The organism is Pseudomonas sp. GW821-FHT07F01 (assembly GCF_059418825.1).
The window spans coordinates 322287-342039 of sequence record NZ_JBWKQO010000001.1; the positions used below are offsets into that span (position 1 = coordinate 322287).

Here is a 19753-nt window from a genome sequence, read left to right on the forward strand (position 1 = left end):
CTCCATTTCTTATTGTGCAGATTGCTGCGTGTGCAACTCGAGGGTTCGGGGTGAGCCTTTTTCGCCAGCAAGCTGGCTCCTACAGGTTTGGGTTATCCGTAGGAGCCAGCTTGCTGGCGAAGAGGCGGTTAGGCCGTCGCAGGTGTTCGTACCGCAGGTTTTTTCGCTGCCGGTGGCTGCCAGGATTCGTTGGCGGTGAAGTCCATGGCCTCCTGGATCGCCCGCTTGCGGGCGGCCTCGGCGCGGCGGCCAAAGTACCAGACCAGGAAGGTCACCAGGGACACCGCCAGCAGGATCAGGCTGGCCACGGCGTTGATCTCCGGCTTGACCCCCAGGCGCACCGCCGAGAACACTTCCATCGGCAAGGTGGTGGAACCCGGGCCGGAAACGAAGCTAGCCAGTACCAGGTCATCCAGGGACAGGGCGAAGGACATCATGCCGCCGGCCGCCAGTGACGGCGCGATCATCGGGATGGTGATCAGGAAGAACACCTTGAACGGTCGCGCTCCCAGGTCCATGGCCGCTTCTTCGATGGACAGGTCCAGCTCCCGCAGGCGCGCGGAGACTACCACGGCTACATAGGCTGCGCAGAATGTGGTGTGGGCGATCCAGATGGTGACGATGCCGCGCTCCATGGGCCAGCCGATCAATTGCGCCATGGCCACGAACAGCAGCAGCAAGGACAGGCCGGTGATCACTTCCGGCATCACCAGCGGCGCGGTGACCAGGCCGCCGAACAGCGTGCGGCCCTTGAAACGGGTGACCCGGGTCAGCACGAAGGCCGCCAGGGTGCCCAGGGCCACCGCGGCAATGGCGGTGTAGCAGGCGATCTCCAGGGAGCGCATTACCGAGCCCATCAGTTGCTGGTTGTCCAGCAGGCCGACGTACCACTTGATCGACCAGCCGCCCCACACTGTCACCAGCTTGGAGGCGTTGAACGAGTAGATCACCAGGATCAGCATCGGCAGGTAGATGAACAGCAGGCCCAGCACCAGCATCAGTTTGGAAAATTCGAAGCGTTTCATGCCCGTGCCTCCATCTCTTTGGCCTGGCTGCGGTTGAACAGCAAGATCGGGATAATCAGGATCGCCAGCATCACCACCGCCAGGGCGGAGGCCACCGGCCAGTCACGGTTGTTGAAGAACTCCTGCCACAGTACGCGGCCGATCATCAGGGTTTCCGGGCCGCCCAAGAGTTCCGGAATCACGAACTCGCCCACCACCGGAATGAACACCAGCATGCAGCCGGCAATGATGCCGTTCTTGGCCAGGGGCACGGTGATTTTCCAGAAGTTGTTGAAGTTGCTCGAACCCAGGTCCGAAGCGGCTTCCAGCAGGCTCTGGTCATGCTTGACCAGGTTGGCGTACAGCGGCAGCACCATGAACGGCAGGTAGGCGTAGACCACACCGATGTACACCGCGGTGTTGGTATTGAGGATTTCCAGCGGCTGGCTGATCAGCCCGGTCCACATCAGGAAGCTGTTGAGCAGGCCGTTGTTGCTGAGGATGCCCATCCAGGCGTAGACGCGGATCAGGATCGCGGTCCAGGTCGGCATCATGATCAGCAGCAGCAAGACGTTCTGCGCCTCCTTGCTGGCCTTGGAGATGGCATAGGCCATGGGGAAACCCACCACCAGGCACATCAGGGTGCTCAGCAGGGCCACCTTCAGCGAACCCAGGTAGGCCGAGAAATACAGCTCGTCGCCGGCCAGCATGGCGTAGTTGCCGAGGTTCAGCAGCAGCTGGAATTTCTGTTCGGCGTAGCTGTAGATCTCCGAGTAGGGCGGAATCGCCAGGGCCGCTTCCGAGAAGCTGATCTTCATCACCAGGAAGAACGGCAGCATGAAGAACAGGAACAGCCAGAGGAAAGGAATGCCGATCACCAGCTTGCGACCGCTGGGCAGCATACGGAACAGCTTCTGATTGAAAGTGCTCATGGTCGATGTACTCATGCTCGCAGTACCACGCCGCTGTCGTCTTCCCACCAGACGTAGACTTCGTCATCCCAGGTCGGCCGCGAGCCACGGCGCTCGGCGTTGGCCATGAACGACTGGACGATCTTGCCGCCAGGCAGCTCGACGTAGAACACCGAGTGACCGCCCAGGTAGGCGATGTCATGCACCTTGCCCTTGGACCAGTTGTAGCGGGCGTCGGGCTTGAGGGTGGTGACCAGCATCTTTTCCGGGCGGATGGCGTAGGTCACCGACTTGTCCTGCACCGAGGTGCTGACCCCGTGGCCGACGTAGATCTGCTGCTCGAGGTCCGGGCAGTCGATGATGGCGTAGCCTTCCAGGTCTTCGGTAACGGTGCCGTCGAAGGCGTTGACGTTGCCGATGAATTCGCACACCAGGCGGCTCACCGGCGCTTCGTAGATGTCCACCGGGCTGCCGGTCTGGGCGATCCAGCCCAGGTGCATGATGGCGATGCGCTGGGCCATGGTCATGGCCTCTTCCTGGTCGTGGGTTACCATCACGCAGGTCACGCCCACGCGCTCGATGATCTCCACCAGTTCCAGTTGCATCTGCGAGCGCAGTTTCTTGTCCAGGGCGCCCATGGGTTCGTCCAGCAAGAGCAGCTTGGGGCGCTTGGCCAGGGAGCGGGCCAGGGCCACGCGCTGGCGCTGGCCACCGGAGAGCTGGTGCGGCTTGCGCTTGGCGTACTGGGTCATGTGCACCAGCTTGAGCATTTCCTCGACCCGGGCGTCGATCTCGCTGGCCGGCAGGCGGTCCTGCTTGAGGCCGAAGGCAATGTTCTGGGCCACGGTCATGTGGGGGAACAGGGCGTAGGACTGGAACATCATGTTGATCGGCCGCTCGTAGGGCGGCATGTCGGTGATGTCCACGCCATCCAGCAGGATGCGGCCTTCGGTGGGGCGTTCGAAGCCGGCGAGCATGCGCAGCAGGGTGGATTTGCCGGAGCCGGAACCGCCCAGCAGGGCAAAGATCTCGCCTTGGTGGATCTCCAGGGACACATCGTCCACGGCCACGGTTTCATCGAACTTCTTGGTCACGCGGTCGATCTTGACCAGGACCTTCTGCGGGCTCGGAGTGCCTTCGAGGGCCTTGCGGTAAGTGCTGGAGGCGTTTGCCATGTGAAACTCCCAACAGGTGTCAGCAGCCCGATCAATTCGGCCGGGCCTAAAGGTTGATTGCCAGCCCGCAGTGAGTGCGGGCTGATTCGGCGCTGCCTCCCTGGCGGCCTGACGCTATTTGTTGTTGTGGTCTTGCCGTGTGTTGCTCACGCTGGACGACGGGCGCGCACAGGCGCGCTCGCCGCGGGGCAGGGCGTGATGAATCGTCTGGGTTGTGGCCGCGGCCGGTGGTTCAGCGCCGTTGTGCGGCCCGTTGCCGGCAGGCGTCGCCAAAGGCCTGGAAGATCCGCAGGTAGGCCGGGTTCGACAGCACCTGCCATTCCGGGTGCCACTGCACGCCGAAGGCGAAGGCCTTGCTGTGTTCCACCGACAGCGCCTCGATCAGGCCGTCCGGGGCCACGGCCTCGACCCGCAGGCCGGGGGCCAGGCGGTCGACGCCCTGGCTGTGGATCGAGTTGACCTGGATCTCACCGCCCAGGCCCATGGCCTCGAACACACCGCCGGGCTGGATCGCCACCGGGTGCGCCGGGGCGTACTGCACTTCGATGCGCGGATCGTCGGCTTCGCGGTGGTCCATGTAGCCCGGCAGTTCATGCACCTTCTGGTGCAGGCTGCCGCCGAAGGCCACGTTCATTTCCTGGAAGCCGCGGCAGATGCCGAGCACCGGCACGCCGGCGGCAATCGCCGCGCGCAGCAGGGGCAGGGTGGTGGCATCGCGCTGCGGGTCGTGGGCGGTGCCCGGCTCGCTGGGAGTGCCTTGGTAATGGAAGGGTTCGACATTGGATGGCGAGCCGGTAAACAGCAGCCCATCCACTTGCCGCAGCAGATCGTCGATGTCGATCAGATCCGCCAGGGAAGGAATGATCAGGGGCAGGCCCTCGGCCGCGACGCTGACAGCACGCAAGTACTTGTCGCCGCTGACGTGGTAGGGGTGCAGGCCGATCTCTTTGACGCACGCAGTAACGCCGATCAATGGCTTGAATGCCATTTTTATCACCTCGAAATTCACGCTGGAACGAGTTTTTCCAGAGCTTATCCTCGTTGATTTTAATTAACAACTTCCATGTAAAAAATTCTAAACATTATCTGCTTGAAACCCGCAGGCGGCGCGGATTGCGCGGCGTATCGACCTTTAGTGAGGCAAAATAATTGACGAATGGTGGCTGCTGTTGGCTATTGACTCCGGTTTTTCTTTCGGGTTGACTGCTGGCGTGTCACAGCAGTGAACATAATAATTAACACAATAGGTGCATCATGTCGGTCCCCCCGCGTGCCATTCAACTCAATGAAGCCAATGCCTTCCTGAAAAAACACCCCGAGGTTCTCTACGTCGATCTGCTGATTGCAGACATGAACGGTGTGGTGCGCGGCAAGCGCATCGAGCGCACCGCGCTGCACAAGGTCTATGAGAAGGGCATCAACCTGCCCGCCTCGCTGTTTGCCCTGGATATCAACGGTTCCACGGTGGAAAGCACCGGCCTGGGCCTGGACATCGGTGATGCCGACCGCATCTGCTACCCGATCCCCGGCACCCTGAGCGTCGAGCCCTGGCAGAAGCGCCCCACCGCGCAACTGCTGATGACCATGCACGAGATCGAAGGCCAGCCGTTCTTCGCCGACCCCCGCGAAGTGCTGCGCCAGGTGGTGAGCAAGTTCGATGAGATGGGCCTGACCATCTGCGCGGCCTTTGAACTGGAGTTCTACCTGATCGACCAGGACAACGTGAACGGCCGTCCGCAGTCGCCTCGTTCGCCGATCTCCGGCAAGCGTCCGCATTCGACCCAGGTCTACCTGATCGACGACCTCGACGAGTACGTCGACTGCCTGCAAGACATCCTCGAAGGCGCGAAAGAGCAGGGCATTCCGGCCGACGCCATCGTCAAGGAAAGCGCCCCGGCGCAGTTCGAAGTCAACCTGCACCACGTCAGCGACCCGATCAAGGCCTGTGACTACGCAGTACTGCTCAAGCGCCTGGTAAAGAACATCGCCTACGACCATGAAATGGACACCACCTTCATGGCCAAGCCTTATCCGGGCCAGGCGGGCAACGGCCTGCATGTGCACATCTCGATCCTCGACAAACAGGGCAACAACATCTTCGCCAGCGAAGACCCAGAGACCAACGAAGCCCTGCGCCATGCCATCGGCGGCGTGCTCGACACCCTGCCGCAGCAGATGGCTTTCCTGTGCCCCAACGTCAACTCGTACCGCCGCTTCGGTGCGCAGTTCTACGTGCCGAACTCGCCGACCTGGGGCATCGACAACCGCACCGTGGCCGTGCGCGTACCCACAGGTTCTGCCGATGCGGTGCGCATCGAGCACCGGGTGGCTGGCGCCGACGCCAACCCTTACCTGCTGATGGCTTCGGTGCTGGCGGGCATTCACCACGGCCTGACCAACAAGATCGACCCGGGCGCGCCGGTTGAAGGCAACTCCTACGAGCAGAACGAACAAAGCCTGCCCACCAACCTGCGGGACGCCCTGCGCGTACTGGACGACAGCGAAGTGATGGCCAAGTACATCGACCCGATGTACATCGACGTGTTCGTGGCCTGTAAGGAAAGCGAGTTGGCGGAGTTCGAAAACTCCATCTCCGACCTGGAATACAACTGGTACCTGCACACGGTCTGATGACCGTGTCACTTCCTGCGTTGAGTATTTGCCATGACTAAATCCCGCAGCGACTGGGAGCAGCACTTCCAGTCCCTCAGCCTCGAAGGCCGTGCCTTTATCGACGGCCAGTACTGCGCCGCCGCCAGCGGTGCCACCTTTGAATGCCTGAGCCCGGTGGACGGGCGCTTCCTGGCCAACGTCGCCAGCACCGATCAGGCCGATGCCGATCGTGCGGTGGCCGTGGCGCGCCAGGCGTTCAACAGTGGCGTCTGGTCGGGCAAGGCCCCGGCCGAGCGCAAGCGCATCCTCACGCGCTTTGCCGAACTGATCCTTGAGCACCAGGAAGAACTGGCGCTCCTGGAAACCCTGGACATGGGCAAGCCGATTGGCGACTCCATGGCCATCGACATTCCGGCCACGGCCAACGCCATCCGCTGGAACGCCGAAGCCATCGACAAGCTCTACGACGAAGTGGCGGCCACGCCCCACGACCAGCTGGGCCTGGTGACCCGGGAACCGGCAGGCGTGGTAGCGGCCATCGTGCCGTGGAATTTCCCGCTGATCATGGCCAGCTGGAAATTCGCCCCGGCCCTGGCGGCGGGCAACTCGTTCATTCTCAAGCCGTCGGAAAAGTCGCCGTTGACCGCGATCCGCATCGCCCAGCTGGCCCTGGACGCCGGAATCCCCAAGGGCGTGTTCAACGTCCTGCCGGGTTACGGCCACACCGTCGGCAAGGCCCTGGCCCTGCACATGGATGTGGACGTGCTGGCCTTCACCGGCTCCACCGCCGTGGGCAAGCAACTGCTGGTGTATGCCGGCGAGAGCAACATGAAGCGGGTGTGGCTGGAAGCCGGTGGCAAGAGCCCCAACGTGGTGTTTGCCGATGCCCCGGACCTGCGCGAAGCCGCCGAGGCGGCGGCCGCAGCCATCGCCTTCAACCAGGGCGAAGTCTGCACCGCCGGCTCGCGCCTGCTGGTGCAGCGCTCGATCCGCGAGCAGTTCATCCCGCTGCTGGTGGAGGCCCTCAAGGGCTGGAAACCGGGCCACGCCCTCGACCCCGAGACCCGGGTCGGCGCGGTAGTGGACCAGCGCCAGCTGGAGAACGTGCTGCGCTACATCGACATCGGCAAGGAGCAGGGCGGCCAACTGTTGGCCGGTGGTGCCCGTGCCCTGCAAAGCACTGGCGGCCTGTATGTCGAGCCGACGATCTTCGACGGCGTGACCAACGCCATGACCATCGCCCGGGAAGAGATCTTCGGCCCGGTGCTGTCGGTCATCAGTTTCGATACCGAAGAAGAAGCGCTGCAGATCGCCAACGACAGCATCTTCGGCCTGGCGGCCGGGGTCTGGACCGCCAACCTCAGCCGCGCCCACCGTTTTGCCCGTGGCCTGCGGGCCGGCAGTGTGTGGGTCAACCAGTACGACGGCGGCGACATGACCGCTCCGTTCGGCGGCTTCAAACAGTCCGGCAATGGCCGCGACAAGTCGTTGCACGCCTTCGACAAATACACCGAGCTCAAAGCGACCTGGATCAAGCTCTAACTCTTATAACAACAGCGGCGGCGGGCCTGGGCCCGTACCCGCTGGGGAATTTCTCATGCAAACCTACGTGAACAGCTACTACGCGGCGACCCGCAACCAGACCACCGACTACCCGCAACTCGAAGAGTTGGTGGAGTGCGACGTCTGCGTGATCGGCGCCGGCTACACCGGCCTGTCCTCGGCCTTGTTCCTGGCGGAAGCCGGCTACAGCGTCACCGTGCTGGAAGCGGCCAAGGTCGGCTTCGGCGCCAGCGGGCGCAACGGCGGGCAACTGGTCAACTCCTACAGCCGCGACGTGGACGTGATCGAAGAACGCTACGGCGAAAAAAGCGCCGAAGTACTCGGCAGCATGATCTTCGAAGGCGCCGAGATCATCCGCCAGCGCATCCAGCACTACGACATCCAGTGCGACTACCGCCCCGGTGGCATCTTCGCCGCCCTGAACAACAAGCAGCTCAAGGGCCTGGCGGAACAGAAGCGCAACTGGGAGCGCCTGGGCAATAACAACCTGAAGATGCTCGACAAGGCGCAGATCGACCGCGAAGTCGGCACCAAGAACTACATCGGCGGCCTGCTGGACATGCAGGGCGGCCACATCCACCCGCTGAACCTGGCCCTGGGCGAAGCCAGCGCCATCATCGGCCTGGGCGGCAAGATCTTCGAACAGTCGGCGGCGGTGGAAATCACCTACGGCGAACCCAACGTGGTGCGTACCGCCAAGGGCGTGGTCCGCGCCAAATACCTGCTGATCGCCGGCAACGCCTACCTGCAGCAGGACCTCGACCCCCGCGTGACCCGCAAGAGCATGCCCTGCGGTTCGCAGATCGTGGTCACCGAGCAGTTGCCGGAACAACTGGCCCGCAGCCTGATCAGCAACAACTACTGCGTGGAAGACTGCAACTACCTGCTGGACTACTTCCGCCTGACCGGCGACAACCGTCTGCTGTACGGCGGCGGCGTGGTCTACGGCGCCCGGGAACCGGATGATATCGAGCAACTGATCCGGCCGAAGATCCTCAAGACCTTCCCCCAGCTCAAGGACGTGAAGATCGACTACCGCTGGACCGGCAATTTCCTGCTGACCATGTCGCGCATGCCGCAATTCGGCCGTATCGAAAAGAACGCCTACTACATGCAGGGCTACAGCGGCCACGGTGTTACCTGTTCACACCTGGCGGGCAAGCTGATTGCCGAAATGATCCGCGGCGACGCCGAGCGCTTCAACGCCTTCGCCTCCCTGCCGCACATGCCGATGATCGGCGGGCGCACCTTCCAGGCCCCGTTGACCGCCATGGGCGCCGCGTACTACGCCCTGCGCGACCGCTTCGGCATCTGAATGTGCACCGCGGCTACAGCCTCCACCCTGTAGCCGCTGCCGCAGGCTGCGACGAGGTCCGCAGGACCTCCCGACGCCCCCCCGACAACGCCCACATTTCCCCCGCGGCACCCCTCATCGCCAGTCTTTACAGCTTGCCTGTCAAACATGTTTAAATAGCCGCCTTTTCAGGCTCCAGGGCAGCCAAATCGCGACGTTCGCGACCCAACCGCCGCAAAAATACCCTTAAGTACTTCTCACATAAGGCTGTTATGGACACGGGCACCCGACTCAAACTCGTTCGCGAAAGCTACAAACTCTCCCAGCGCGAGCTGGCCCGTCGTAGCGGCGTAACCAATGCCACCATCTCCCTGATCGAACAGAACCGCGTCAGCCCCTCCGTCAGCTCCCTGAAAAAGCTGCTGGAAGGCATCCCCATGTCCCTGGCCGACTTCTTCACCTTCGACCAGCCGCCCCGTGAGCACCAATACGTGTTCCGCGCCAACGAACAGCCCGACCTGGGCCGCGACGGCCTGCGCCTGTTGATGATCGGCGCCCCGGTGGCCAACCGGCAGATGCGCTTTCTGCGCGAGCAATACGCCCCCGGCGCCAGCTCCGGCGAAGAAGCCATCGTGCATGCCGAAGGCGAGGAGTGCGGCCTGGTGACCCGCGGCACCGTGGAGTTGACCGTGGACGGGCAAGTCAGCGTGCTCAACCCGGGGGATGGCTATTACTTCCCCACCACCTTGCCCCACAGCTTCCGCAATATTGGCCAGGATGAGGCGGAAATCATCAGCGCCAACACCCCGGCGAACTTCTAAGGGGCCGGGTAACTGATCCGGCTCGACCTGCTGCAACCCTATCCAGCCTGCGCCTTGTGTCGCGGGCTTTGTTTTTTGGACCGGTGACTGCGCGTTGCCGCGCTTGCCGGCAATGCCTGGAGCGGGCGTCGTTCAGGTAAGGAAGACCCATGATCAAGGACAGACGACAAGCATTCCTCAGCGCAGCGCGCCTTGCGAACTTCTTCAGCAACTACCAGCACAGCGTGGAGTTCTTTACCGAGAACACCTTTGAGTCCGACTCCGAAGCACAGGAAAAGTCCCTCAGGGCCCGGCATTTCCAGAAGTGGATCTTCAAGGAAATCCTCATCCGCTATACCGCCGGCCACAGCATCGACCTGCTGATTCCCCTGCTGGAAACCCTGGTGGACAGTTACGAACACCTGCAAAGACAACTGGCCCAGTACAACCAGATTCCGAACATCACCCCCTTGGCGATCGACGACTGGCTCGACCAGTACCAAGAGTGCGTCCAGGTGTTCAGCCTGTGCATCCTGCTGCACCGCACCGACCTGCTCCAACGCTTCGTGGCCCTGATCGACCCCGCGGGTTACGCCGGGGACGACACCCTCTACGAAGACCTGCTGTGCAAACTGCTGCCCGACCGATATGACGTCGATGACTGGTACCACGACGTCTACACACCGCTGATACAAGCCATCTACGCCGACGACCCGACCGAGGCCAGCGACCTTCTGCAGCAGTACTGTGACGACTGGTACCCCGCGTTCGAACAGGCGCCTTGGCACGACAGCCACCTGCAAGGGGACGAGGGCAGCTATTGCGGGTATTGGGCGTTCGAGGCGGCAGCCATCGCCTTTCTGTATGGCATCGATGACAGCGGGGTCGAGCACAGGGTCTATCCCAAGGATCTGCTGGCCTACGCGAGAAATCTTCAGCCAAGTCACCCGAAACATGTAGCGCCGGTGGTGGCGGGGCAGTTTTGCAGCAAGGCCGGTTATTGGTTTACCCCGGCGGCGCCGGAGTCGCGGCGCTGCTTTGCGGAGGGGGAAGTGATGCCGGCGTTTGAGGGGGGAGCGGTCTGGTATTGGGTGGCGCAGGGGTAGGGGTGGGCTGCCATTCGTTGTAGCGTTTTCCAACGCTAGTTTCTGGTCGAGTGCAGAAGGGGCTGCTATCGACTCAACGGCATCCTGAGAGAAATCTCGGCCATCCGAGTAAGGCTTCAAGTCGCAGGACAAAGAGCCTGCGGGCGGTTCAACTGCTGCTCGGCCATTCGACGCTGGAGAGCACCGTTCGATATCTGGGTATTGAGACCGATGACGCCCTGGAGAGGACGAAGCAGACTGAGGTTTGACCATGCATAGCGACGGCCGAAGACGGGCCGTCGCTAACCGGTACCGATCAGTTATTTAATGAAACTTTGAAGAGACTCGGACTGTGAAACTCAAGAAAACGACAGCTGGTGACATCGTATTGATCCCTGTAGAAGGAGGATTTAAGCCAGCCAAGGTTTTGTATGTATCAGAGCGATACAAAGACACCATTTTGCTTGGAATATATAAATTTTTTTCTACTGAACAAAGACTTCCGGACGAGTTACCTGACAGATTTGATCTCCTGCTTTACACATCAAAAGCACCTATTCAAAAAAAACGCTGGCACTACGTTGGGCACGAGGATTTAAGAAGCACTCAGACAGACCTAGATCTTAGAGTTGTAGCTGGGGAGCTGTGGAAAGGTGATGTTCATATCGGCGCTGCATCAGACGAAGATAGAAAAAGCTTGCCTGAAATGCTGGTAGTGGGAGCTGGGCTAGTTGAAAAAAAGGCCACTGCATTGATCTGAAGAACGCAAAAGGATCTACAGGCCGCGGTTCTACTGAACCGCCTCTTGATACTCAATGACTGCATTTGGCCGATTTCTACCGTTCGTGACAGGCCGCAATCGGCCAGAAGCGGTCGCTCCTGAACTATTGAATCGACTCGTTGCGCACACGTAGCAGCTACTTTTTTCCCTCAGCTCTGTTCGCCCCTCATCGTCTTGCGCTGCAGTTGATTTAACGATGCTATTGCTGCAATTAATGCATTAATGTTCTGCATTAAGCCCATCTTGTTCATCTGAGGTTGAGTTCTCACACTGGCGGCATCGGCTTGGAAACAGCTTCTGACTGTGGAGAAAATTACCATGATATCCGCTATCCGTTTTAACCAATTCGGCGCGCCTGAGGTTCTGAAACTGGAACCAGTGAATGAGCAATTGCCAGGGCCAGGTGAGGTTTGGATTGAACAGGAGGCCATTGGGGTCAACTTCCTCGACGTGACTCAACGAAAGGGCGTAACGCCTGTTGCGCTGCCATCCGTTCTCGGATTAGAGGGAGCCGGACGGGTCGTCATCATTGGTGAAGGTGTCAGTAACGTTCAGGTTGGCGATCGTGTCGCTTATGCCACCGGACCTATAGGATCATACGCGTCCGCCCGACTTTATCCGGCAGAGCGGCTGGTGAAGATACCCGAAACCTTGTCCTTCGATGATGCTGCCGCTGTCATGTTCAAAGGCATTACAGCGCAGTACTTGCTAAAAACCACCTATCCAGTAACCCACGGCAAAACTGTCCTGATTTATGGTGTGGCGGGAGGATTGGGAGAGATCATGGTGCCCTGGGCCAAACACCTTGGGGCGACAGTGATCGGTGTAGTTTCAAAACAAGCCAGTGTTGAAAAAGCACTGACATCAGGTTGTGATGAGGTACTGGTGTTCGACGCCAACAACCTGGCATCCGAGGTCAGTCGTATTACCCAAGGCCGAAAGGTCGATGTGGTCTATGACCCAATCGGACGTGCTTCCTTCGAGGCGTCTTTGGATAGCCTACGCCCACGCGGACTGATGGTATCGTTTGGGGCATCGTCAGGTGCGCCCTCGGCTGTTGAGTTGTCAACGCTTAACGCTAAAGGATCGCTGTTTCTGACGCGTCCATCGCTTGCAGCGCACACCGCCAGCGCGGCTGAATATCAAGAGCGGGCACAGGATGTGTTGGCAGCTATAGAGTCGGGGATTATCAAACCTCGTATCTGGGCCAGCTACGCTTTGAAAGATGCATCGCTGGCGCACACAGCGTTGGAGTCGGGGCAGTCCTCAGGAGCTATCATTCTAAAACCATGAATCTTGACGTTCTGAATAATCAGCACAGTGACGAAATCGCTGCGTTTCTGGCCGTTGCCTCGCAAGGCTCCTTTGTCGCTGCAGGCAGGCTTCTGCAGCGACACCCTACCATCGTTTCGAAACGACTGGCCGCGATGGAAAAGCGCCTGGGAGTCCGTCTCGTCGAGCGCTCCACACGGCAAGTCCGAATTACGCAAGTGGGCTCCAAGCTTGAAGAGCGTTTGCGCGCGGCCATAGACCTGATGGATGTAGCTCAGCAGCAGGCGGCGGAAGGTGCTAACGAAGTTCGAGGTACCTTGCGACTCGCTCTGCCGGCAGCTATGGGACGGCGATGGCTTGGCCCCATGTTGCCGGAGTTTCTCAGGGATCATCCGCACGTCTCGATTCTCGCAGACTATAGCGAACGCCTGGTCGACATCATTGACGAAGGATTTGACGTTGCGATCCGGATCGGAGAACTGGAAGACAACCGACTAATAGCAATGCAACTTAGTGACCATCGCCGGATTCTTTGTGCTTCGCCGGCGTATATCGAAAAGCACGGCATGCCCGAAACCCCACACGACCTGATCGAGCACAATTGTCTTCGCTTCAGTGGTCTTGCGTCTTTTCCGCAGTGGAAACTTTATCGCGGCAGCGAATTCCAGACCGTCTTGCCAAAAGGAAACCTGACGGCCAACGACAGCGAATCATTACTCGCCGCGGCTTGCGCTGATTCAGGAATATTGGGTGCTGGCGAATGGTTGATGCGTCATGACATTGCGGCCGGAAAGTTGCGTCATGTTCTCCCGGACTGGCAGTTGGACACCGCCGGAGGGGTTTATCTGGTTAGACCCTCATCTAAGTTTCCCAGCGCCGTAGTAACGGCCTTCAAAAAATGGGTCGAATCAAAATTTATTCCCGCGCCCCCATGGGCAATTTAGCCGTCGGATAATTCTCACTTCAAAGAAATGGAGGCCCCTTGTTCAAAGGCGTCGCTCTGTCTATCACTTCATCCTGCCTTTTCGCCATCCTTTACTACTACGCAACCTTGCTATCCCCACTCACTGGAGTGGAAATTTTTGGCTGGCGCATGCTGCTGATGCTGCCTTGTATCACCGCTTTTTTAATAATTAGCGGAGCATGGTGCCAAGTGAAGATCGTCTGGCAACGCCTTAGGCAGAGGCCACGGTTACTCATCGGACTTCGCTTGAGCAGCGCTCTGCTGGGTACCCAGCAATGGCTATTCATGTGGGCACCGCTCAACGGGCATGGCCTCGATGTTTCACTTGGCTAATTCCTGCTGCCTCTCGTAATGCTCCTGTTCGGCAAAGTTGCTTACGGTGACCAGCTGACACCAATCCAAAAAATTGCCGCTCTTTGCGCTGGGCTAGGCGCGCTCAATGAGCTTTATCAGGTTGGGAAAATATCGTGGTCTACGCTGTTGGTTGCCTTCGGTTTTCCACTGTATTTCATGTTGCGGCGTAAGCTCTCTACCGCGAGCCTCGGCTTACGCTACCGGTTGCCGCCTATTTTGCGATGGGAGTCAGGTCGACGCCGGGGGTGTTCACTCAGGTGCCCAATTTGTATCTATTGCTTGCGCTGTTGGCAATCATCAGTTCGGCGGCATTCATGTCCTACACCGTTGCAGGAAAGCATCTACCGTTCAGCCTGTTCGGTTTACTGGGTTACGTAGAACCGATATTGATGGTCGCAGTAGCGTTGATCCTAGGTGAGCGGATCAAGCCTGAACAGTGGCTGACATATGTGCCAATCTGGACTGCGGTTGGGTTGCTTGTTTTAGACGGTGGACGCTATTTGTGGGCAGCATGGTTTTCAGCACGCGAACAGCATTCAGCAAAGGCCAAAGTGGAATTGTGTAGTTTCGATTGAGAAGTGAGACTAGAACTCTACAGTTGCTCACCGGCATCTAAGGGATGACTTCAGCAGGATCTGACGGGCCGCTATTGGCCGGTAGCTGCCCTTTGCGAGAGGCACCTATCGGCCAGCAGGAGTCGTCACAAGTTGTGAAGAAAAGCGTATTTCTGCGATGTGCGTGAGTTATGTTTCATTGGTTGATCCGCTGGTACCATCAACGTAAATCAGCATTTTCTAGGATTGAGTATGCAGGGCGAACTAAGCTTCACCGATGTGGTACGGGAGATTCTTCGGCAGCACCCTGAGGGACTGACACCGCAACAGATCCGAGAGTTCGTGAAGACCGGATACCCTCAGTACGTTGGCACGCCAAGCCATTTGAAAAACGTCGCAGCAGGTAACTACAAAGATGTTGACCATGCTGTTCTTGCCCGAATTTACTTAGCCTGCAGAGGCGCCTCGGACATCGCGGCAGATAAAAGTCGTAAGCCTCACCTAATGACTCTCTTGGCAGACGCCGCCTCAGTGGACACCAAGGCTGATGATTTCATTGAGGGGGAGGACCTTGCCAAGCTAGAGGCGGATATCGGGACGCTGTACGTGCTCTCCACCGGTCTCTATACCGCTGAGCAAGTCGAGATCGTAAAGATTGGAATAACCAGTGGGTCAGTCGACAAGCGCATCACACAGCTCTATACGACGGGGGTACCTTTTCGCTTCACGATCTTAAGCCAGCTTGAAACCACAAACTATTCAAAGCTAGAGCAGGCTTTGCATTGTTTGTTTGATAAATATCGGATCAATAAGTCCCGAGAGTTTTTTACAGGGAATTGTCTAAAATTCCTTCCTGATCTAATCGCGATTCACCGGAAAATTGAGGAGGCGTGAGCCGGTAGGGAGGGAGCGAAGGAAGCAATGGAGCAGGGTTGATTTTCCTACCTTGACTGACAGTTTTCGGCCAGAAGCGTCACCCTCGGGGAGGGTGGCTCGTTACGAGCAGCAGCAGTAACAGGCCATGGACACGTTGCTAGCGACTTCGTAATCTCCGTGAAGACTCATGTCGCTTTTCCCCCGCTATTGTCGCGTTATAGCCGTACCTAAGGTGCTGCTGAAGGGGAAGTAACTTTATCAGACACAAGTGGCGGAAAATTTTATCCCGCGTGTGTCGTCTACTTACAGTTAGGGAATGGCCAAACTATGCAAGACCCGATTCAGACAATCCGAGAAATTCTGATCTCAGCTGCAAGAGACAGGAAAACTGTTTCTTACCCGAAAATTTACAATGTCTTCAAAACAGGCACGCCAAAGAACGAGGTATGGGATACTTTTGAGGAGGCGTGCAGAGGTATTTGCGACAGCAAAACAGCAATCTACGGCGCGTTGCTTTCAAAAAAAGACACTGGACTCCCCGAAAGTGGTTTCTTCGATATTTATAAAAACATGAGGGGAGCTCATTACAGAGCAATTGCAGGCAACGTCGAGGCAAACGTTTTGACAGGAGCTCATAAAAAATTATTCTGTGATACCGAAAGAAGCACTGTCTACCAGCATGTCCTCACTATCTCCTAACAACGCGCTCAAAGAGCTCACTTCGCTCACTGGGACGGGCTGGGTCATGGGGGCGAAGCTGAGATGCGTGTGAGGCACCTTTTGGCCGATTTCTGCCTATGCCCACCGTCAGCTTAGGGTCGAAAGCGGCCATTGGTAAGAGGCTGCTTCCGGGCAAAGGCAGCCTGTCATAAGCTGATCACTGTATGTTTTTGAAACGATAAACCGAACGATCTTTTACCCAGAAACTGTCATCGAGCGAATACCACTTCTATAGTCCAACACGTCACCGCAACTTAAGTGACTGGTCATCGCGGGCCAAAAAACTATGGGCATAAACCTCGTCTCTTAGCCGATTCCATTTGGCTGTTTGACGGCGGTAAAGACTTGTCTCTCATGGAGCTTCACCAATGACCCGCACACCTACCTGCAATCCCATCCCGCTCACCCGCAACGACACTGACCATCCCGTCCTCTACCTGGACGCCAACGCCTCGTTGGCCGATCTGTATACCTGCGCTCAGCAACGCATCGGTGCAGCCCGCAACCTGCTGGAAATCCTCGACTGCGCTTCTGTTCCGCAGGACCTCTCACAGATCCGCTTTGCCATCGGCCTGTTGCTCAGTGATGGCTTCGATCTGCTGCGTACCTTGGGTGATAGAACCTTAGGGCAGGCTGATCCTGCCTGACCCCTGGTTGAGTAATGAAGCAACAAAAAAGGCGACGCAATGCGTCGCCTTTATGATTGAACGGGGCGCTTTCCAACGATCGGCTTTGTGCCCGCTGTCCTGCCTCTGACGTTGGCCTCAGATCCGCTCACTGACTTTTAAGAACCACCTTGGGGCTCCGCCGGTCTGGTATTGGGTAGCGCAGGAGTAGGGCGTCCTAACCCTTGTCGCCATGCACCAATATCCGGCCGTCATACCCACAGCTGATCCAGCCACCGGAGCGGGTGGGGAGCACATCGGTTGCAAAGTTGTCGTGTGAGCCGATGCTCACCCCTTGCCGTGAGGGCAGGTTCCAGCGCTTGACGAATCCGTCCTCGCCGCAGGTCAGCAGCATGTCTCGCGCCTCGAAGCGCACGCGCCGCACAGGCCCGTCATGAGCGGCAAGGCAATCCAGGAGCGCGAGCATCGGTTCGGTCGCTAGCAGGTGCACCGCGCCGTCGAGATCACCAACGGCCAAGGTGACGCTGCCATTGGCGTCGATCCAGCTCGCCAGCGTTCTCAGGGGGCGGCCCAGATCGAGCACTTGTACGCAGTCCCGCTCCTCGGGTTGCCACAGCCTGACGGTTCCGTCCTCCGATGCGGTGGCGAAACCACCGTTGGCCGTAGGCGCGATCGCCCAGACCCAGCAGGCGTGGGCCTGACGCTTGTCCGTGGCACCTGTCGCCAGGTTCCAGACTGTCACGCGACCGTCAGCAGCCCCGGTTACGAAGAGGCCAGCGCCTAACTTTGCCGAGGACAGGACGGCCGAGTCCGATGTGCCGATCAACCTTGACTTGCCGGTCGCCAAGGACCAATGCCGGACTGTTCGATCCCGCGAGTGAGAAACAAGCTCGCCAGGCGCCACGCCCACCAGACCCAGAATGGATTGTGTATGTCCGTCAAGCTGGCCCAGGCACCGGCCCTCGCGATCCCACAGCCGGATGGTTGCGTCACGCCCGGCGCTTGCAAAGCCCCTGTCGCCAAGGTCGGCAAGCGCCCATACGTAACCGCGGTGGCCCGGCTGGAAGGGGCCGTCGGCGTGCAAGGATTGCTGTGGCTCGTACATCAGGTCACTGCGCATGACGTATTTTTGGCCAGCGTCCACTAAGGCGCCGGCGTGCCAGAGTGTGTGGTCGAATACGATCAGGCTGCCCTTTCGGGGGCGCAGCCTGAGCGTGGAATCCCGGTTCGACATGGCGGCGGACCGTCCCTCGAAGAACACGGTCTCTCCGCCGCTGAATGCATCGTCGTTGAGATAAATCATGAAGGTCAGGCGTGACTGTTGGTGCTGGCGATGGTGGACACCATCCTGATGGGCACGGAACTGGGTACCGGGCCGGTAGCGGCAGAAGCGCAGCCGCTCATTGATGCCGACCAGATGCCAGCCGTCCTCATCGATCACCGTCCCGAGCCTCGGCATCCGCAAGGCGCAGTGCTTCAAACGTTCGAATAGCCGCCCGGCCAGAGCAGGGTCGTCTGCCACGATCCGGTCATTATCGCGGTAGGAGGACGGGTAGTCCGACCCTGCGCTGGCGAACCCGCACTGCTCCGTGGCTTCTATCAACGCTTCGCACTCGCTGGCTGAAAGAAACTCGTGCACCAGGACACACCGCACCCGGTCACCCAGCGGTAGCTCGACCGAGGCCGACGCAGCAGTGGCCCTCGCCATCAGTTTTTCAGCGAAGGAATTCATCGTGATCTCCAAAGTTGGTCTGATAACCAATATTTGGAAAGCTAGGGTGTGGCGGGGTCGATGTCAATGCTAAGCTGGTCGCGCAACCAACATTGGAAAGGTGACATGGCACGGCGCTCGAACACTGATGAAAGACGCGGCCAGATCGTGGCGGCACTCCAGGCTGTCATGGCCAAGGCCGGCTACGCTGGCGCAACCGTAGCGGCCATCGCCCGGCATGCGGAGCTAGCGCCTGGCCTCGTGCACTACCACTTCAAGGACAAGCGCGAGATCTTGGTGGCACTGGTCGACTCACTGGCCGGCTACGCCCATCAGCGCTACGAGTCCCGGGCCGCTGAGGCCCAGACCGCCGAGCAAAGGCTTCAGGCCTACATTGCAGCACACCTGGCCTACGGTTCGGACGCGCAGCCCGATGCGGTCGCGGCATGGGTGATGATCGGCGAGCAGTCGGCCCACGACCCGGACGTGCGTGAGGTCTATCAGGCTGTGCTAGCGGCGCAGATGAAGCTTCTCAAGGGCCTGCTCCGGCAGCGGTTCGCCGAACGCGGACGCCGCGCCCGAGGGCTCGACGCGCTGGTGGCGGGCATTACCTGCTTTATCCAGGGGGCGTTCACGCTGTCCACCACGGCGCGACCACTGCTGCCGACGGCTTTTGCCGCACCGACGTTGATCGCCTGGGTCGAGCGGTACATTGATGGGGAGGAGGAGCGATGAGGGGAACGCCAGAAGGGCGCAACCTCTTTCCGGCCGGCGCGCACGGCGCCCCCGAGTTGCCTGATGGTGTGGATTTCGCCGCCTGGGCTCGCCTCTGGGCGGAGCTTGGCGCCGGCTGCCCGCCGCGAGCAACCTATGAAGAGCTCCTTCGACGCTACCGCGAGCCCCATCGTGCGTACCACAACTGCCAGCATTTGCAGGAATGCCTCCAGGTGCGCCGGCTCATCAACGCTGCCTGCCATGCCCCCGCTGAAGTCGACCTCGCACTCTGGTTTCATGACGCCATATACGACCCCCTTCGCAGCGACAACGAGCTGCGCAGTGCGCAATGGCTGGACGACGTGGCACGCGATAGCGGCCTGGGGGATGAAATCCGACGCAGGCTTTACGGCCTGATCATGGTGACGCGACACGACGGCGCTCCAGCGTCGGCAGACGAGGCCGTGTTGGTGGACACGGATCTGGCGATCCTTGGGGCATCGGCCGCGCGGTTTGAGGAGTACGACCGCCAAGTCCGTCGCGAGTACCGATATGTACCTCTGTTTGTGTACCGCCGAAAGCGGCGCCAGGTCCTGGAGGGCTTCCTGGCACGCGGGCGCATCTATACGACCGCACCGTACTTCGATGCATTCGAACAGCAAGCCCGCGTCAATCTTACAAGCGCCATCGACCGCCTCGGCTGAGGAACGGACCCCAGTGGAGGGGCGGGAATTTC

At 59.5% G+C, this 19753-nt stretch carries 18 protein-coding genes and 1 pseudogene; 14 read left to right on the plus strand and 5 right to left on the minus strand.

Annotated features, from left to right (window positions below; all coding sequences use genetic code 11):
* Positions 1-128: 128 nt before the first annotated feature.
* From AC07R1_RS01440 to AC07R1_RS01455, 4 genes are all read right to left on the minus strand, one after another.
* The gene (locus AC07R1_RS01440; RefSeq protein WP_011060635.1) at positions 129-1025 is read right to left on the minus strand and encodes an ABC transporter permease subunit; all 897 of its coding nucleotides are present in this window, start codon (positions 1023-1025) and stop codon (positions 129-131) included.
* Positions 1022-1903: an ABC transporter permease subunit gene (locus AC07R1_RS01445; protein ID WP_162865010.1), complete on the minus strand. Its 882-nt coding sequence runs from the start codon at positions 1901-1903 to the stop codon at positions 1022-1024. Before AC07R1_RS01445 ends, AC07R1_RS01440 begins: the two co-directional genes overlap by 4 nt.
* Positions 1904-1947: 44 nt before the next feature.
* Entirely contained in the window at positions 1948-3090 is a 1143-nt protein-coding gene (potA, locus tag AC07R1_RS01450) for a polyamine ABC transporter ATP-binding protein (RefSeq protein ID WP_495110008.1), read from the minus strand.
* Positions 3091-3322: 232 nt separating this feature from the next.
* Positions 3323-4078, minus strand: coding sequence for a gamma-glutamyl-gamma-aminobutyrate hydrolase family protein (locus tag AC07R1_RS01455; protein WP_011060638.1), 756 nt, complete (start codon positions 4076-4078; stop codon positions 3323-3325).
* A 266-nt stretch (positions 4079-4344) separates the two neighbouring features.
* Here AC07R1_RS01455 and AC07R1_RS01460 point away from each other — a divergent pair, with 266 nt between their 5' ends.
* The 12 genes and pseudogenes from AC07R1_RS01460 to AC07R1_RS01515 all read left to right on the plus strand — a co-directional run bounded on the left by AC07R1_RS01460 (position 4345) and on the right by AC07R1_RS01515 (position 16613).
* A complete protein-coding gene (locus tag AC07R1_RS01460; RefSeq protein WP_011060639.1) occupies positions 4345-5721 on the plus strand; it encodes a glutamine synthetase family protein in 1377 nt (458 codons plus the stop codon).
* A 33-nt stretch (positions 5722-5754) separates the two neighbouring features.
* Positions 5755-7245, plus strand: a complete 1491-nt coding sequence (locus AC07R1_RS01465) for an aldehyde dehydrogenase (RefSeq protein ID WP_019095741.1) — start codon at positions 5755-5757, stop codon at positions 7243-7245.
* A gap of 55 nt (positions 7246-7300) precedes the next feature.
* Positions 7301-8581: an NAD(P)/FAD-dependent oxidoreductase gene (locus AC07R1_RS01470; protein ID WP_495110009.1), complete on the plus strand. Its 1281-nt coding sequence runs from the start codon at positions 7301-7303 to the stop codon at positions 8579-8581.
* Positions 8582-8832: 251 nt separating this feature from the next.
* Positions 8833-9381 (plus strand): cupin domain-containing protein, encoded by a 549-nt coding sequence (locus AC07R1_RS01475; protein WP_011060642.1) that lies wholly within the window; start codon positions 8833-8835, stop codon positions 9379-9381.
* A 149-nt stretch (positions 9382-9530) separates the two neighbouring features.
* Entirely contained in the window at positions 9531-10466 is a 936-nt protein-coding gene (locus AC07R1_RS01480; RefSeq protein WP_495110010.1) for a PoNe immunity protein domain-containing protein, read from the plus strand.
* A 331-nt stretch (positions 10467-10797) separates the two neighbouring features.
* Positions 10798-11205: a hypothetical protein gene (locus AC07R1_RS01485; RefSeq protein WP_495110011.1), complete on the plus strand. Its 408-nt coding sequence runs from the start codon at positions 10798-10800 to the stop codon at positions 11203-11205.
* Between the two features lie 339 nt (positions 11206-11544).
* Positions 11545-12519, plus strand: a complete 975-nt coding sequence (locus tag AC07R1_RS01490) for a quinone oxidoreductase family protein (RefSeq protein ID WP_011060644.1) — start codon at positions 11545-11547, stop codon at positions 12517-12519.
* Positions 12516-13442, plus strand: a complete 927-nt coding sequence (locus tag AC07R1_RS01495) for a LysR family transcriptional regulator (protein ID WP_495110012.1) — start codon at positions 12516-12518, stop codon at positions 13440-13442. The genes AC07R1_RS01490 and AC07R1_RS01495 overlap by 4 nt, the downstream gene beginning before the upstream one ends.
* Positions 13443-13480: 38 nt before the next feature.
* Positions 13481-14391 (plus strand): annotated as a pseudogene (gene rarD, locus AC07R1_RS01500) (EamA family transporter RarD).
* 231 nt (positions 14392-14622) lie between these two features.
* The gene (locus AC07R1_RS01505; protein WP_019095026.1) at positions 14623-15264 is read left to right on the plus strand and encodes a GIY-YIG nuclease family protein; all 642 of its coding nucleotides are present in this window, start codon (positions 14623-14625) and stop codon (positions 15262-15264) included.
* Positions 15265-15573: 309 nt separating this feature from the next.
* Positions 15574-15945, plus strand: coding sequence for a hypothetical protein (locus tag AC07R1_RS01510; RefSeq protein ID WP_139187207.1), 372 nt, complete (start codon positions 15574-15576; stop codon positions 15943-15945).
* A 389-nt stretch (positions 15946-16334) separates the two neighbouring features.
* Entirely contained in the window at positions 16335-16613 is a 279-nt protein-coding gene (locus AC07R1_RS01515; protein ID WP_145714073.1) for a hypothetical protein, read from the plus strand.
* 196 nt (positions 16614-16809) lie between these two features.
* On the opposite strand, the gene AC07R1_RS01520 is transcribed toward AC07R1_RS01515, so the two are convergent.
* Positions 16810-18324 (minus strand): 2OG-Fe(II) oxygenase, encoded by a 1515-nt coding sequence (locus AC07R1_RS01520; protein WP_495110013.1) that lies wholly within the window; start codon positions 18322-18324, stop codon positions 16810-16812.
* 105 nt (positions 18325-18429) lie between these two features.
* Here AC07R1_RS01520 and AC07R1_RS01525 point away from each other — a divergent pair, with 105 nt between their 5' ends.
* Both AC07R1_RS01525 and AC07R1_RS01530 read left to right on the plus strand, forming a co-directional pair.
* Positions 18430-19038 carry a TetR family transcriptional regulator gene (locus tag AC07R1_RS01525; protein ID WP_019095023.1) on the plus strand — a complete coding sequence of 203 codons (609 nt, stop codon included), beginning with the start codon at positions 18430-18432 and terminating at the stop codon, positions 19036-19038.
* Complete coding sequence (locus AC07R1_RS01530) at positions 19035-19721, plus strand: HD domain-containing protein (RefSeq protein ID WP_495110014.1); 687 nt, start codon at positions 19035-19037, stop codon at positions 19719-19721. The genes AC07R1_RS01525 and AC07R1_RS01530 overlap by 4 nt, the downstream gene beginning before the upstream one ends.
* Positions 19722-19753 lie beyond the last annotated feature (32 nt).

What these genes read in the sequence shown, in the direction of transcription:
- AC07R1_RS01440 (WP_011060635.1), bottom strand. Translation starts at nt 1,025, where the DNA reads ATGAAACGCTTCGAATTTTCCAAACTGATGCTGGTGCTGGGCCTGCTG.
- potA (WP_495110008.1), bottom strand. Translation starts at nt 3,090, where the DNA reads ATGGCAAACGCCTCCAGCACTTACCGCAAGGCCCTCGAAGGCACTCCG.
- AC07R1_RS01455 (WP_011060638.1), bottom strand. Translation starts at nt 4,078, where the DNA reads ATGGCATTCAAGCCATTGATCGGCGTTACTGCGTGCGTCAAAGAGATC.
- AC07R1_RS01460 (WP_011060639.1), top strand. Translation starts at nt 4,345, where the DNA reads ATGTCGGTCCCCCCGCGTGCCATTCAACTCAATGAAGCCAATGCCTTC.
- AC07R1_RS01465 (WP_019095741.1), top strand. Translation starts at nt 5,755, where the DNA reads ATGACTAAATCCCGCAGCGACTGGGAGCAGCACTTCCAGTCCCTCAGC.
- AC07R1_RS01470 (WP_495110009.1), top strand. Translation starts at nt 7,301, where the DNA reads ATGCAAACCTACGTGAACAGCTACTACGCGGCGACCCGCAACCAGACC.
- AC07R1_RS01475 (WP_011060642.1), top strand. Translation starts at nt 8,833, where the DNA reads ATGGACACGGGCACCCGACTCAAACTCGTTCGCGAAAGCTACAAACTC.
- AC07R1_RS01480 (WP_495110010.1), top strand. Translation starts at nt 9,531, where the DNA reads ATGATCAAGGACAGACGACAAGCATTCCTCAGCGCAGCGCGCCTTGCG.
- AC07R1_RS01490 (WP_011060644.1), top strand. Translation starts at nt 11,545, where the DNA reads ATGATATCCGCTATCCGTTTTAACCAATTCGGCGCGCCTGAGGTTCTG.
- AC07R1_RS01495 (WP_495110012.1), top strand. Translation starts at nt 12,516, where the DNA reads ATGAATCTTGACGTTCTGAATAATCAGCACAGTGACGAAATCGCTGCG.
- AC07R1_RS01505 (WP_019095026.1), top strand. Translation starts at nt 14,623, where the DNA reads ATGCAGGGCGAACTAAGCTTCACCGATGTGGTACGGGAGATTCTTCGG.
- AC07R1_RS01510 (WP_139187207.1), top strand. Translation starts at nt 15,574, where the DNA reads ATGCAAGACCCGATTCAGACAATCCGAGAAATTCTGATCTCAGCTGCA.
- AC07R1_RS01515 (WP_145714073.1), top strand. Translation starts at nt 16,335, where the DNA reads ATGACCCGCACACCTACCTGCAATCCCATCCCGCTCACCCGCAACGAC.
- AC07R1_RS01520 (WP_495110013.1), bottom strand. Translation starts at nt 18,324, where the DNA reads ATGAATTCCTTCGCTGAAAAACTGATGGCGAGGGCCACTGCTGCGTCG.
- AC07R1_RS01525 (WP_019095023.1), top strand. Translation starts at nt 18,430, where the DNA reads ATGGCACGGCGCTCGAACACTGATGAAAGACGCGGCCAGATCGTGGCG.
- AC07R1_RS01530 (WP_495110014.1), top strand. Translation starts at nt 19,035, where the DNA reads ATGAGGGGAACGCCAGAAGGGCGCAACCTCTTTCCGGCCGGCGCGCAC.